Source organism: Candidatus Mycolicibacterium alkanivorans, assembly GCF_022760805.1.
In the GTDB taxonomy this organism is placed as follows: domain Bacteria; phylum Actinomycetota; class Actinomycetes; order Mycobacteriales; family Mycobacteriaceae; genus Mycobacterium; species Mycobacterium alkanivorans.
Genome location: NZ_JAIVFL010000001.1, coordinates 2252723 through 2265289, shown reverse-complemented (window position 1 = coordinate 2265289; position 12567 = coordinate 2252723). Strand labels below are relative to the sequence as shown.

Here is a 12567-nt window from a genome sequence, read left to right as displayed (position 1 = left end):
CACGCGCGGTTTCGGGTTGCGCTGCCGGTGCAGCGCGGCGCGGGACTTTCCGCTCAGCCGGCGCGTGGCCACCCCGCCGACCAGCGGCTCCAGCTCGTTCACGGCGCCGTCGACCAAGGGTGCTGCCCGGTCTCGCCGTCCGAGCCGTTGGACAGCAGCGACAACAGCTCGAATAGTTTCCCCGGGACCTCGTTAGCCTGCCTGGCCTTGGCCAGCTCAGCGGCCAGACGCGTGTTCGCGGCCTCCAGCTTCACGGCCCACTTGTCTGCCCCGGTCTTGGCCGGCCCGACCTCAAGGGTCGTCCTCATCCCCGTCGTCGGGCAGCAGCCGCTCGGGGTGGTGGTATGAGTTGGTGCCGCCGATCAGGGGCACGCCCGGTGGCGGAATCCACTCGGTGTGGCCGTTGGGCAGCTTGCGAGTGCCCCAGCCATCGTTCTCCGCGTGCAGGTTGTCCCGCTTGCAGGCCAGCGTCAGGTCGTCGATGTCAGTGTTGCCGCCACGGTTCCAGTCCGTGACCGCATGATGAACCTGACAGTCATAACCGCGCACAGTGCACCCCGGCGCAGTACACCCACGCTCCTTGCTCAGCAACATGATTCGCTGCTCGGCCGAGGCGAGGCGCTTCTTTCGACCCAACCACAGCGACTTACCCGTCACCCCGTCGAAGACCGCCAGATAGTTGTACGCCGGCGTCGCCATCCGGATCACGTCGCTCATCGGGATTAGGGTGCCGCCGGCGGTGACCGCGTGACCGGTCTTGGCCTGCAGGTCCTGCACCGTCGCGGTCACGATCACTGTCACCGGAAGTCCGTTGTGCTGGCCCAGTTTCGGGTCACCCAACCGGCCGCGCACCAACTCGGCCAACGCGTCATGCTGGCGCTGGCCGTGCCCACGCAGATCACGTTGCCCATCGCCGCCATCCGGGTTGCACATCCCGGGAGCGGCGAACTTCGCCAACCAGGCATCCAACATCGCCCGCAACTCCGGATCGGCCACCAGCCTGCCCACGCTCATCCCGTCGGGCCGCTGTCCGCCGCACCACACGAACCCGCGCTTGCGCGCCCGATCCTCCTCGGAAAACGTCCCGTCCGGATTGAGGTGGGTCGCCAGCCGCGCTGCCACCTTCTCCAACTGATCGGGCCGCAGACTCTGGGCATGCTCAGCCAACGATCGCTCGGCCTTCTCCACCTGTGCCGGTGGCACATGATCGGGCAACTCGCGGAAGAACTTCTGAATCACCCGCAGGTGTTCGAGATCGAGCAGACCGGCGTCCCACGCCTTGGCCGTGGCCGGCAACAGCGGCGGCAGCTGTTCACCGGTCAACGTGGTGCGCGGGGCAAGCTGCCCAGCGTCGCCCAGCCGCCGCTTGGCCTCCCGGCGACTGATCCGCAGCATGTCGGCCAACACGATGCCCACCGGCGGGCAACCCTCGTACTGCTCCAGATGGGTGAGCTGCTCGCGCGAGATCGCGATCTGCCTGCGCAGCGCCGTCTCCAACCGGTCCACCGCCGCGAAGCGTTCCGGCGCACACAACTCCCGTACGTCGGCGGCCCCCAACAGTTCGACCGCCGCGTCCAGCGCATCCAGCGCCACACTGATCGAACTCATGTTCGAATACTATGGCGAGGCACCGACAAGAGATGCTGTTCACATCCTGACCACCGGGGGTCGTCCTGCCGACCAGTTGGTAGGGCTGCGATACCGTTTGAGATCGGGTACCGACGAGTAACAAATCACGACGAAGTGAGGTCGCAATCGTGAGACTGGCACTGAGCGATGAGGACGCGAAACTCCGCGACGAGTTGCGCGAGTTCTTCACCACCGAGGTCCCGGCCGAGATCCGGGAACGAGCCCGTAACGACGCTCTGAACTGGCCCGACGACATCGTCTCGACAACCCGCATCCTGAACAAGGCCGGGCTTGCGGTGCCGAACTGGCCGGTGGAGTGGGGCGGCAAGGACTGGTCGCCGCTGCAGCGTCAGATCTGGGCCGACCAGATGCGGATGGCCCGTGTGCCCGAGCCGCTGGCCTTCAACGCCAGCATGGTCGGTCCGGTCATCGCTCAGTTCGGGTCGCAGGAGATCAAGGAACGCTTCCTGCCCGCCACCGCCAACCTCGACATCTGGTGGTGCCAGGGCTTCTCCGAGCCTGAAGCCGGCTCCGATCTGGCTTCGCTGCGGACCGTCGCGGTCCGCGACGGGGACGACTACGTGATCAACGGCCAGAAGACCTGGACCACGCTGGGCCAGTTCGCCGACTGGATCTTCGTGCTCGCCCGCACCAACCCGGACGCGCCGAAGAAGCAGGCCGGCATCTCGTTCATCCTCGTCGAGATGTCCACGCCGGGCATCACCATCCGGCCGATCAAGCTGATCGACGGCAGCTACGAGGTCAACGAGGTCTTCTTCGAGGACGTCCGGGTGCCCGCCAACCAACTCGTCGGCGAGGAGAACCAGGGCTGGAGCTACGCGAAGTTCCTGCTGTCCAACGAACGCACCGGCATCGCCCGGATCGGCACCACCAAGGTGTGGTTGTCCGACGTCAAGGGGCGCGCCGCCGAGACCTCTGTCGGTGGCGGAACCCTGCTGGCGGATCCGCTTTTCGCATCACGGGTGGCCGAGATCGAAAACGAGTTGCTGGCACTGGAACTCACCCAGCTGCGCGTCAGCGGAGACGAGGCCACCGGCAAGCCGAATCCGGCCTCGTCGATCCTCAAGCTGCGCGGCAGCCAACTGCAGCAGGCTGTCACCGAGCTCCTGGTGGAGGTCGCCGGGCCGGACGCGCTGCCCTTCGCCGGTGGCGACGCCATCGACTCACCGCAATGGGCCCAGCACGCCGCGCCGCGCTACCTCAACTTCCGCAAGACCTCGATCTACGGCGGCAGCAACGAGGTTCAGCGCACCATCATCTCTTCGACGATTCTTGGACTGTGAGGGCCGGCCATGAACTTTGACCTGACCGAAGAACAGCAACTGCTGGCCGATACCGCACGCGATGTGCTGGGCCGCAGCTACGACACCGAGAGCCGCAACAAGGTGGTGGAGTCCGAACTCGGATGGAGCCGCGACGTGTGGCACCAGCTGGCCGAAATCGGCATCCTCGGTTTGGGTTTCGAGCCCGAGGAGTCCGGCCAGATCGAGATCATGGTCGTGATGACCGAGATCGGACGGCGGCTGGCCCCCGAACCGGTCGCCGCGGCCGCGCTCATCCCCGGCGGTGTGATCGCCGAACTCGGCAGCGACGAGCAGCGGGCGTTGCTCGACGAGGTGGCCGGCGGCGAGAAGCTGCTCGCCCTCGCCCATCTCGAGCCGGGCCTGCGCGGCTCCGACGAGTTGTCGACCCGCGCCACCCAACAGGGCGCCTCGTGGACCCTCGCCGGTCGCAAAAACCCTGTGCTGGCCGGTGATTCGGCCGATATGCTCGTCGTCACCGCCGGCCTCCCCGACGGCGGGGCCGGCCTTTTCCTGGTCGATGCCGGGACAACCACCCGGCACAGCTACCGGACCTTCGACGGCCAGCGCGGCGCCGAGATCACATTCGGCGGCGTCGCCGCGCAACCGCTCGGTGACGGCGGCGACGCCAGTGACCGCATCCACGCAACGCTGATCCGGTACTCGTCGGCGCTGTGCGCAGAGGCCGTCGGTGCCATGGACGAGGCGCTGCGGCTGACGACCGAATACCTGAAGGCGCGCAAGCAATTCGGCGTGCCGCTCAAGACCTTCCAGACGCTCACCCAGCGCGCCGCCGACATGTACGTCTCGCTCGAGCTCGCTCGCAGCATGAACTACTACGCGGCCGTGTGCATTTCCGACGGACGGCTCGACCCGCTGGTCGCGGCGCGGGCCAAGCTGCAGATCGGACGCTCGGGACGCCACATCGCCCAGGAAGCCATTCAGATGCACGGCGGTATCGGTATGACCGCCGAGTATCCGGTGGCGCACTATGCGGCGCGGCTCACCGGGATCGAGCAGACGCTGGGGTCGTCCACCGATCAGCTTCGCTACCTGTCCGGGCAGGTCGGCAGCTACGACATCGCCACGCTGTAGCGGGATTTCACTTCGTCTCTCGCGCTCTTCGAGCCGCGAGCTACAGCGACACTCCCAGCAGAGCGTCGACGGCCGCCGCCACGGCGGCGGGCGAAGACGGATCGTGTCCACCGTACTCCAGTGCGTCTGCGCTCCACCCGTCCACCGCGGCTAGCGCCCTGGGGGTGTCCAAGTCGTCGGCCAGGTACTCGCGCAGCCGGCCGACGAGATCTGCTGCATCCGGTCCGGCGGGCAGGGCGGCGGCACTGCGCCACCGCGCCAGCCGGGCATTGGCCTCGGCCAGCACGTCGTCGCTCCAGAACCGGTCGCTGCGGTAATGGCCGGCGAGCAGACCGAGCCGGATGGCCGAGGGATCGACACCCTGCTCGCGCAGCCGCGACACCAGCACCAGGTTCCCTCGGCTCTTGGACATCTTGCGCCCGTCCCAGCCGATCATCCCGGCATGTACGTAGTGGCGTGCGAATCTCCGCTCCCCCGTTGCACATTCGGCATGGGCGGCGGAGAACTCGTGGTGCGGGAAGATCAGGTCACTGCCACCGCCCTGGATGTCGAATCCGAAACCCAAGCGGTCCAACGAGATTGCCGAACACTCGACGTGCCAGCCGGGGCGCCCGGGGCCGAACGGTGACGGCCAACTCGGCTCGTCGGGACGGGCGGCGCGCCACAGCAGGGCGTCGAGCGGATCGGCCTTGCCCGGCCGCCCCGGGTCGCCGCCGCATTCGGCGAACAACCGCATCATCGTCTCGCGGTCGCAGCCGGACTCGTAGCCGAACTGCGGGGTGGCGTCGGCGCGGTAGTAGACGTCCGGGAACTCGGGGTCGTCGACCACGTAGGCCGCGCCGGAGGCCAGCAGCTTCTCGACGAGTTCGACCACCTCGGCGATCGCGTCGGTCGCGGCCACGTAGTCGCGCGGCGGCAGCACCCGTAACGCCGCCATGTCCTCGCGGAACAGCTGGATCTCCCGGGCACCGAGTTCGCGCCAGTCGACGCCGTCCCGATTGGCCCGCTCGAACAGCGGGTCGTCGACGTCGGTGATGTTCTGGACGTAGTGCACCTGGTGGCCGTTGTCGACCCAGACCCGGTAGACCAGGTCGAAGGTCAGGTACGTGGCGGCGTGACCCAGGTGCGTCGCGTCATAGGGCGTGATCCCGCAGACGTACATCGTCGCGGTGTCTCCCGGCGTGGTGGGACGGACCTGGCGGTCTGCACTGTCGTAGAGCCGCAGCGCCGGCCCGCGACCGGGCAGCTGCGGGATCTCGACGGCCGGCCACGACTGCATGGCCTCGACTCTAGGGGGTTCGTTGTTCATCGCCACACACGACAACCGGGCGCCCGAATTGATTCCCGCGCTCAGCTGGCCAGCCACATCGCATCGAGCAGCAGATCGGCCACCTCCGGCCGGCACATCAGCAGATCGGGCAGGTACGGGTCGGGCTGGTTGTAGCGCAGCGGCGAGCCGTCCAAACGAGTGGCGTGCAGTCCCGCGGCCTGCAGCACACCGGCCGGGGCGGCGGAGTCCCACTCCCACTGGCCGCCGGCGTGGATGTAGGCGTCGGCGTCGCCGCGAACCACGGCCATCGCCTTGGCCCCGGCCGATCCGATGCGGATGAAGTCGATGTCCAGGCGGTCGCGCAGCCGCCACAGCACGGCCGGCGGCCGGTTGGAGCTCGCGGTGATGCGGATGGGACCGGACGGTGGCGCCGAGGGGGCGGTCACGGTATCGCTGCGGTGCACCTCGCCCACGGCCGGCAGCGCCACGGCCGCATCGGTGATGGTGCCGTCGGGCCCGCCCGTCCGTTGCCACAGGGCGACGTGCACCGCCCAGTCCGGTCGCCGCGGCATGGAGAACTCGCGGGTGCCGTCGAGCGGGTCGATGATCCACACCCGATCAGCCTGTAAGCGCTTGAGGTCGTCGTAGGCCTCCTCGGACAGCACCGCGTCGTTGGGGCGTTCCTCCCGCAACCGACGCAGGATCAGCGCGTTGGCCCGAACGTCGCCTGCGTCGCCGAGCGCGGGCGGAAAGTCGTGGCCGACCTCCTCACGAACCCTCAGCAACAGCCGCCCGGCCTCCTCGGCCAGGTCGGCGGCCAGCTCCGCGTCGGTCACACTCACCGTGCCAGTATCGCCGAATCACGATCAGCACCGCCCGCCGCCCCGCGGGTAGATTGCAGCGAATGCGCGTGTTGTGGCTCCTCGGCAGCGCCGTCCTGGCCCTGGCAGCCTGCGGGTCGACGCCGCCGGCGCCGCACCCGCTGGGCGGCACCAGCTGGCGGCTGCTCAGCCTGGAGTCGATGAACGACGAGCAGGGCACCACCGCCGTCGACGACCCGTCGAGGTACACCGTGGAATTCGGCACCGACGGCCGCGCCGCGTTCCGCATCGACTGCAACCGCGGCACTTCGACCTGGCAGGCCAGCGCGGCGTCGCCGGACTCCGGAAGCCTATCGTTCGGCCCGATCGCCACCACCCGCATGGCGTGCCCGCAGCCGTCGCTGGAGAACCAGGTGTCCACCGCACTGGGCTACGTGCGCGGATTCCTGATCAAGGACGGCCTGCTGCACATGTCCCTGCTGGCCGACGGGGCCGTCCTGCACTGGGAGCCCGACCACAAGACGGGTGGACCGAAGAAGCGCTAGAACGCGGGCCAGGGAAATGGCCTGCGCAGGTCCGGTCCCGGCATCACCGGCTCGTTCAGCAGCGCACGAACCCGCCGGCGCAGCGCCGCCACCTCCGCGTCGGTGATGTGCTCACACAACTGCTCGGCCAACGGCCCGGCCAGCTCCTCGCCGAGTTCGGCCACCGCTTCGAGGGTTTCGTCGTCGATCGACTTGCCGGCCCAGCCCCACAGCACCGTGCGCAGCTTGTCCTGAACGTGCAGCGACACCCCGTGGTCGACGCCGTACACCCGGCCGTCCACCCCGGCCAGGATGTGGCCGCCCTTGCGGTCGGCGTTGTTGACGATCACGTCGAAGACCGCCATTCGGTGCAACCGCTGATCGTCGGCGTGCACCAGTGTCACCTCGTTGCCGGCGTAGTCGTAGGCGTTGAGCACCGAAAGATAGCCTGCCGGAATCGATCCCGGCGCGCGCAGGTCGACCAGTCCGGGACCGGTCGGCTCGCCACGTTCGTCATCGCCGGGCTGATCCACCCACAGCTGCAGCATCCCCGGCCCGGCCGGACCGTCGCGAATGATGGTGAGCGGCACGATGTTCCAGCCCAAGGCGGTCGACACCAGATAGGCGCCGAGCTCGCGGCCGGCCAGCGTGCCGTCCGGGAAGTCCCACAGCGGCTGCTCCCCCACCACCGGCTTGTAGACACAGTGCACGGTCTGGCCGTCCCGGCTCGCCTCGCAGAGGAAGGTGGCGTTGCTGGCCGACCGGATTCGCCCGATGACCTCCAACTCACCGCGCGACAGCACATCGCGGACCGGGGATTGGTCGGCGGCGCTCACGAGCCCAGGTCGTCCTCGGCCCCGCTGAAAGCGCCGCGCCGATATCCGTTGGTACGCACGCAGATGTGGCCCTCGGGATCGAGCGGCTCGTCGCACAGCGGGCAGGGTGGGCGTCCGGCCGAGATCACCCGATGCGAGCGGGAGGCGAACTGCCGCGCCGACTCCGGGGTGAGGAACACCCGCACCGCGTCGGGGCCCTCCTCGGCGTCGTCGAGCACCACCGACGCGTCGAACTCGGTATCGGTCACCGCGAGCAACTCGACCACCACGGTCTGGGCCTCGGAATCCCAACCGAGCCCCATGGTGCCGACGCGGAATTCGGCGTCGACGGGGGTGATCAGCGGGCTGAGGTCCTCGACCTCGGTTTCCGGCGGCAGCGGCGTCCCGAACCGGCGGTTGATCTCCACCAGCAAGGCGCCGATCCGTTCGGCCAACACCGCGACCTGCTGTTTTTCCAGGATGACGGAGACGACCCTGCTGTCGTGCACGGCCTGCAAGTAGAACGTCCGGTTTCCGGGCTGCCCGACGGTCCCGGCCACAAATCGGTCGGGAGTGCGGAAGACGTGAATTGCGCGGGGCATGTCACTTCCAAAATACCGGCACAAGCAGCTCAGCCGTAATTGGCGGGGCGTGCCGCGACACCGAAATGTTCTAGTCCATGGAGCCGCCGACGACGGCATTGTCACCGGTGTCAGTGCTCTCCGTGGGTGGTGGAGCGCTCAGGACCGACGCCAGCTGGCCGCCGGTGTGGTTGACGTGGATGACGAACGGGCGGATCGGCGTGTAACGGATCACACTCATCGACGCCGGATCGGCAGTGATGCGCTGAAAACTGTCCAGGTGCGTGCCGAGCGCATCGGCGATGACGGCCTTGATGATGTCGCCGTGGGTGCAGGCCACCCACAGGGCGTCCGCGCCGTGTTCCTCGGCCAGACGCCGGTCGTGCTCGCGGACCGCTGCCACCGCCCGGGCCTGCACCTGGGCTAGACCCTCACCCTCGGGGAAGACCGCGGCGCTGGGCTGGTGCTGTACCACCGACCACAGCGGCTCTTTGACCAGATCCTTCAGCGCGCGCCCGGTCCACTGGCCGTAGTCCACCTCGGCAATCCGGTCGTCTACCACGGGCTCGAGGCCAAGTGCCGCCGAGAGCGGCTCGAGGGTCAGCCGGCAGCGCAGCAGCGGCGAGCGCACCAGCGCCTTGATCGGCAGGCCGTCGACCCGCTCGACGATCGCGTCGGCCTGGGCGCGGCCCTTGTCGTCGAGTTCGACGCCCTCGGTGCGCCCAGCCAGGGTGTGCGCCGTATTCGACGTCGAGCGGCCGTGGCGCAGCAAGATGACTGTCACTTAGCGCCGCTCCTCCTCATCGCGTCGCTCTGCATCGTCGCCGGCGGTCATTGCGCGGCCACGACTCCCGTCCCCAGCAGCGCGATGACCACGAGCGCCAGCACCACCCGGTACCCCACGAACCAGTACATGACGTGGTGGGCGACGAACCGCAACAGCCAGGCGATGGCGGCGAAGCCGACGACGAAGGCAATGACGACGGAGACCAGCAGTTGCGCGCCGGTGGCGCTCATCCCCTCGGTCACCGGATGGAAGGCGTCGGGCAGCGAGAACAGTCCCGAGGCCACAACCGCCGGAATACCAAGCAGGAAGCCGAATCTCGCCGACAACTGGCGGTCGAGCCCCAGGAACAGACCGGCGCTGATCGTCGATCCGGAACGGGATACCCCGGGCACCAGCGCCAGACACTGGGCGAGACCCACCAGCAGGCCGTCGCGCCACGTCAGCTGTTCGATATGACGGGTCTGCCTGCCGTAGTACTCGGCGGCGGCGATGACGGCGGAGAACACCAGCATCGCGATGGCGATCACCCACAGGTTGCGAACCTCGCCGCGGATCACCTCTTTGAACGCCACACCGAGCACGACGATCGGCACTGTGCCGATGATGACGTACCAGCCCAGCCGGTAGTCGAGGTTGTCCCGGTGTGCCTTGACGAACAGCCCGTTGAACCAGGCCTTGAGGATGCGGCCGATGTCACGGGCGAAGTAGATGATCACGGCGGCCTCGGTGCCCAACTGCGAGACGGCGGTGAAGGACGCCCCGGCATCACCGGCGAAGAAGACCCGGGACACGATCGCGAGGTGGCTCGACGACGACACCGGCAGGAACTCCGTCAACCCTTGCACGATCGACAAGACGACAACTTGCAACCACGACATCGGCGCGACATCCACGCGCCGACCGTACTTGATGAACCTGTTGTTTCAGCGCGCCGGGCGAGGCACGGGCTGCGCGGTGGCGACGGCGTCGCGCAATACGGCGATCAGGCTGCGCGTGTCGTCGACGTCGAAATCACCGATGCTGCGGGTCGCCGTGGCGACCACGTCCTCGGCGTGCGGCACCGGGCCGGTCAGCCGTGGGTGGTAGATCTCGACCACCAACTGGCCCCGGTGCACGTGGAAGGAGAAGCTGCGACCGTCGCCGAGGTGCCCGAAACCGTTGGCGAACACACCGGTCGAGATGTCCTCGATGGCGAACTCTTGTCCCTCGGATTCTGGGGTCGCGGCCAGCGTCATGAGGTCACCATAACGCGACTTATTCGGTCGGAGGAGACATACGCGGCAGATTGTCTCCTCGCCGGACACCTAGAATCTGTGATCGACAGTGGGCGACTGCATCGCTCGATCTTGAACACGTCCGGGGGCCACCCGTTGCCAACGCTTGTAAACAGCGCCGGTTTGCGCAGCTACGCGAGCATGTTTGCGGCCCTAGTGGTGATCGCCACCGGGTGTTCGTCAAACCCGTTCAGCGCACCTCCGCCGACCATCGAGCCCGCCACCGCCGCGGTATCGCCGCCGGTGAGCACCCCTCCCGCCGGTCAGATCCTGCCGCTGGCAGGCCGTCCGCAGGCCGCGTTGTTCGACGCGCACATGTCGGCGCTGGTGGTCTTCACCCCCGCCGCCGACCCGAAGGGCGCGGCGACGGTGACCGTGGTCGGGCCGTCCGGGCCGCCGCGGCCGCTCACGCTGCCCGGCCCGGCGAGCGCGATCGCCGGTGACGGGCAGGGTACGGCCTACCTGTCGACGCGGGGCGGCTATTTCACCGTGGACCTGGCGACGGGCACCTCGCGACGAGTGGAGGTCACCGACGAATCCGGCACCGACTTCACCGCGATCGCCCGGCGGGCCGACGGGCACCTGGTGCTCGGGAGCGCCGACGGCGCCGCCTACACGCTGGCCACCGACACCACGGTGTCCGAGAAGGTCAAGATCTTCGCCCGGGTCGACGCCATCGTCGCCGAGGGCGACAACGCCGTCGTCCTCGACCGTGGGCAGACGTCGGTCACCGCGCTGGACAGCGCCGGAAAGACCCGGCAGTCCCTGCGGGCCGGTGAGGGTGCCACGACCTTGGCGGCCGACCCGCTGGGCCGGGTCCTGGTGGCCGACACCCGCGGCGGACAGCTTCTGGTGTTCGGCGTGGACCCGCTGATCGAGCGGCAGGCCTACCCGGTCCCGCTGGCGCCCTATGGGCTGGCCGGATCGCGGCAACTCGCGTGGGTTTCCCAGACCGCGGCGAACGTGGTGATTGGTTACGATCTCGCTACAGGAATCCCCGTGGAAAAGGTGCGCTACCCCACCGTGCAGCAGCCGAACTCGCTGGCCTTCGACGACAAGTCCGGCACGCTCTACGTCGTGTCGGGGTCGGGCGCCGGGGTGCAGGTCATCCGCAACGCCGCCGGTGGCCGATGAGCACCGCGCACCGCGGCCGGATGCCCGCGAGCTGGGAAGTCGACCTGTCCGACGACTACGAGTGGATTCCGCTGCGGCTTGCGCCTGAGGTGACCCGCATCAGCGCGTCGATTCGGCTGTCCATCGAGGCCGAGTACCGCGGCTGGGAGCTGACCCGGGTCCGGCTGTACACCGACGGAAGTCGACGGGTGTTGTTGCGGCGCAAGAAGTCTCGAATCTACAACCCCACTGTCGACCAGCCCGGCCAATGATGTACGGCGCACTGCGGCGGGCGCTCTTTCTGGTGCCCCCCGAACGTGTCCACACGCTGGTGTTCGCCGCGCTGCGCGCCGCAACCGCCACCGAAACCGCCCGCAAGCAGCTGCGCCGCCGGCTGGCCCCGCACGACCCGGCACTGGCCAGCACGGTGTTCGGGGTGCGCTTCCCGGGACCGCTCGGGCTGGCCGCCGGCTTCGACAAGGACGGCCTGGGACTGGACACCTGGGGCCCGCTGGGTTTCGGCTACGCCGAGGTCGGCACGGTCACAGCCGCGCCGCAGCCGGGCAATCCGCAGCCGCGGCTGTTCCGGCTGCCCGATGACCGGGCCCTGCTGAACCGAATGGGCTTCAACAACCTCGGCGCCGGACAACTGGCTCTGCGGCTCGCCCGACACCACCCCGACGTGCCGATCGGGGTCAACATCGGCAAGTCGAAGATCACCCCGCCCGAGCAGGCGGCTGAGGACTACCGTTCCAGCGCACGGCTGCTCGGCCCGCTGGCCGACTACCTGGTGGTCAACGTCAGCTCCCCGAACACCCCCGGTCTGCGGGACCTGCAGGCCGTCGAGTCGCTGCGCCCGATCCTCAGTGCGGTGCTCGGCGAAACGACGGCGCCGGTGCTGGTCAAGATCGCGCCCGACCTGTCGGACGACGACGTCGACGCCGTCGCCGATCTGGCCGTCGAACTCGGACTGGCCGGGATCGTCGCCACCAACACCACGATCTCGCGGGCCGGCATCCGCACCCCTGGCGTGGATGACCTTGGCGCTGGCGGGATCTCCGGGCCTCCGGTGGCGCAGCGTTCGCTGGAGATCCTGCGCCGGCTGCGCGCGCGGGTCGGCGAACGGCTGGCGTTGGTCAGCGTGGGCGGGATCGAGACCGCCGACGACGCGTGGGAGCGGATCACCGCGGGCGCCTCACTGCTGCAGGGCTACACCGGGTTCGTCTACGGGGGCGGCTTGTGGGCCAAGCAGATTCACGACGGTATCGCCGCCCGGCTGCATGCCGACGGGTTCTCGTCGTTGAGCGACGCTGTCGGCTCGGCGGCGCACTAGTTC

The 12567-nt window shown here is 68.6% G+C and carries 15 protein-coding genes; 6 read left to right on the top strand and 9 right to left on the bottom strand.

Annotated elements, in window-relative coordinates:
- Window positions 1-98: 98 nt before the first annotated feature.
- Window positions 99-308, bottom strand: coding sequence for a hypothetical protein (locus K9U37_RS11355; protein WP_243071774.1), 210 nt, complete (start codon window positions 306-308; stop codon window positions 99-101).
- Window positions 292-1608 carry an HNH endonuclease signature motif containing protein gene (locus K9U37_RS11350; protein ID WP_243071773.1) on the bottom strand — a complete coding sequence of 439 codons (1317 nt, stop codon included), beginning with the start codon at window positions 1606-1608 and terminating at the stop codon, window positions 292-294. Before K9U37_RS11350 ends, K9U37_RS11355 begins: the two co-directional genes overlap by 17 nt.
- A gap of 149 nt (window positions 1609-1757) precedes the next feature.
- On the opposite strand from K9U37_RS11350, the gene K9U37_RS11345 reads away from it, so the two are divergent.
- The gene (locus tag K9U37_RS11345) at window positions 1758-2933 is read left to right on the top strand and encodes an acyl-CoA dehydrogenase family protein (RefSeq protein ID WP_243071772.1); all 1176 of its coding nucleotides are present in this window, start codon (window positions 1758-1760) and stop codon (window positions 2931-2933) included.
- A 9-nt stretch (window positions 2934-2942) separates the two neighbouring features.
- On the top strand, window positions 2943-4046 hold the full coding sequence (locus tag K9U37_RS11340) for an acyl-CoA dehydrogenase family protein (RefSeq protein ID WP_243071771.1): 1104 nt from the start codon (window positions 2943-2945) through the stop codon (window positions 4044-4046).
- 40 nt (window positions 4047-4086) lie between these two features.
- On the opposite strand, the gene mshC is transcribed toward K9U37_RS11340, so the two are convergent.
- Both mshC and K9U37_RS11330 read right to left on the bottom strand, forming a co-directional pair.
- A complete protein-coding gene (mshC, locus tag K9U37_RS11335; RefSeq protein WP_243071770.1) occupies window positions 4087-5325 on the bottom strand; it encodes a cysteine--1-D-myo-inosityl 2-amino-2-deoxy-alpha-D-glucopyranoside ligase in 1239 nt (412 codons plus the stop codon).
- Between the two features lie 71 nt (window positions 5326-5396).
- Entirely contained in the window at window positions 5397-6158 is a 762-nt protein-coding gene (locus K9U37_RS11330) for a 3'(2'),5'-bisphosphate nucleotidase CysQ (protein WP_243071769.1), read from the bottom strand.
- 62 nt (window positions 6159-6220) lie between these two features.
- Here K9U37_RS11330 and K9U37_RS11325 point away from each other — a divergent pair, with 62 nt between their 5' ends.
- Window positions 6221-6682: an META domain-containing protein gene (locus K9U37_RS11325; RefSeq protein ID WP_243071768.1), complete on the top strand. Its 462-nt coding sequence runs from the start codon at window positions 6221-6223 to the stop codon at window positions 6680-6682.
- Here the strand turns inward: K9U37_RS11325 and K9U37_RS11320 are convergent.
- The 5 genes from K9U37_RS11320 to K9U37_RS11300 form a co-directional block, all read right to left on the bottom strand.
- Window positions 6679-7497: an Rv2133c family protein gene (locus K9U37_RS11320; protein ID WP_243071767.1), complete on the bottom strand. Its 819-nt coding sequence runs from the start codon at window positions 7495-7497 to the stop codon at window positions 6679-6681. The genes K9U37_RS11325 and K9U37_RS11320 overlap by 4 nt on opposite strands.
- Window positions 7494-8078: an Rv2134c family protein gene (locus K9U37_RS11315; RefSeq protein WP_243071766.1), complete on the bottom strand. Its 585-nt coding sequence runs from the start codon at window positions 8076-8078 to the stop codon at window positions 7494-7496. The genes K9U37_RS11320 and K9U37_RS11315 overlap by 4 nt, the downstream gene beginning before the upstream one ends.
- A 70-nt stretch (window positions 8079-8148) precedes the next feature.
- Window positions 8149-8841, bottom strand: a complete 693-nt coding sequence (locus K9U37_RS11310) for a histidine phosphatase family protein (protein ID WP_243071765.1) — start codon at window positions 8839-8841, stop codon at window positions 8149-8151.
- Between the two features lie 47 nt (window positions 8842-8888).
- Window positions 8889-9722, bottom strand: coding sequence for an undecaprenyl-diphosphate phosphatase (locus K9U37_RS11305; protein WP_243073339.1), 834 nt, complete (start codon window positions 9720-9722; stop codon window positions 8889-8891).
- 45 nt (window positions 9723-9767) lie between these two features.
- Entirely contained in the window at window positions 9768-10079 is a 312-nt protein-coding gene (locus K9U37_RS11300) for a hypothetical protein (RefSeq protein WP_243071764.1), read from the bottom strand.
- A 180-nt stretch (window positions 10080-10259) separates the two neighbouring features.
- Between K9U37_RS11300 and K9U37_RS11295 the strand changes: the two genes are divergently transcribed.
- The 3 genes from K9U37_RS11295 to K9U37_RS11285 are packed head-to-tail and all read left to right on the top strand — an operon-like array spanning window position 10260 to window position 12564.
- Window positions 10260-11252 carry a YncE family protein gene (locus tag K9U37_RS11295; protein WP_243071763.1) on the top strand — a complete coding sequence of 331 codons (993 nt, stop codon included), beginning with the start codon at window positions 10260-10262 and terminating at the stop codon, window positions 11250-11252.
- Window positions 11249-11503 carry a DUF5703 family protein gene (locus K9U37_RS11290; RefSeq protein WP_243071762.1) on the top strand — a complete coding sequence of 85 codons (255 nt, stop codon included), beginning with the start codon at window positions 11249-11251 and terminating at the stop codon, window positions 11501-11503. The genes K9U37_RS11295 and K9U37_RS11290 overlap by 4 nt, the downstream gene beginning before the upstream one ends.
- Window positions 11503-12564 carry a quinone-dependent dihydroorotate dehydrogenase gene (locus tag K9U37_RS11285; protein WP_243073338.1) on the top strand — a complete coding sequence of 354 codons (1062 nt, stop codon included), beginning with the start codon at window positions 11503-11505 and terminating at the stop codon, window positions 12562-12564. The genes K9U37_RS11290 and K9U37_RS11285 overlap by 1 nt, the downstream gene beginning before the upstream one ends.
- Window positions 12565-12567 lie beyond the last annotated feature (3 nt).

Bases quoted from the DNA above. Each gene is read 5' to 3' on its own strand.
- K9U37_RS11315 (WP_243071766.1), bottom strand. From the start codon at position 8,078: ATGCCCCGCGCAATTCACGTCTTCCGCACTCCCGACCGATTTGTGGCC.
- K9U37_RS11340 (WP_243071771.1), top strand. From the start codon at position 2,943: ATGAACTTTGACCTGACCGAAGAACAGCAACTGCTGGCCGATACCGCA.
- mshC (WP_243071770.1), bottom strand. From the start codon at position 5,325: ATGCAGTCGTGGCCGGCCGTCGAGATCCCGCAGCTGCCCGGTCGCGGG.
- K9U37_RS11355 (WP_243071774.1), bottom strand. From the start codon at position 308: ATGAGGACGACCCTTGAGGTCGGGCCGGCCAAGACCGGGGCAGACAAG.
- K9U37_RS11295 (WP_243071763.1), top strand. From the start codon at position 10,260: ATGTTTGCGGCCCTAGTGGTGATCGCCACCGGGTGTTCGTCAAACCCG.
- K9U37_RS11350 (WP_243071773.1), bottom strand. From the start codon at position 1,608: ATGAGTTCGATCAGTGTGGCGCTGGATGCGCTGGACGCGGCGGTCGAA.
- K9U37_RS11325 (WP_243071768.1), top strand. From the start codon at position 6,221: ATGCGCGTGTTGTGGCTCCTCGGCAGCGCCGTCCTGGCCCTGGCAGCC.
- K9U37_RS11290 (WP_243071762.1), top strand. From the start codon at position 11,249: ATGAGCACCGCGCACCGCGGCCGGATGCCCGCGAGCTGGGAAGTCGAC.
- K9U37_RS11300 (WP_243071764.1), bottom strand. From the start codon at position 10,079: ATGACGCTGGCCGCGACCCCAGAATCCGAGGGACAAGAGTTCGCCATC.
- K9U37_RS11285 (WP_243073338.1), top strand. From the start codon at position 11,503: ATGTACGGCGCACTGCGGCGGGCGCTCTTTCTGGTGCCCCCCGAACGT.
- K9U37_RS11305 (WP_243073339.1), bottom strand. From the start codon at position 9,722: ATGTCGTGGTTGCAAGTTGTCGTCTTGTCGATCGTGCAAGGGTTGACG.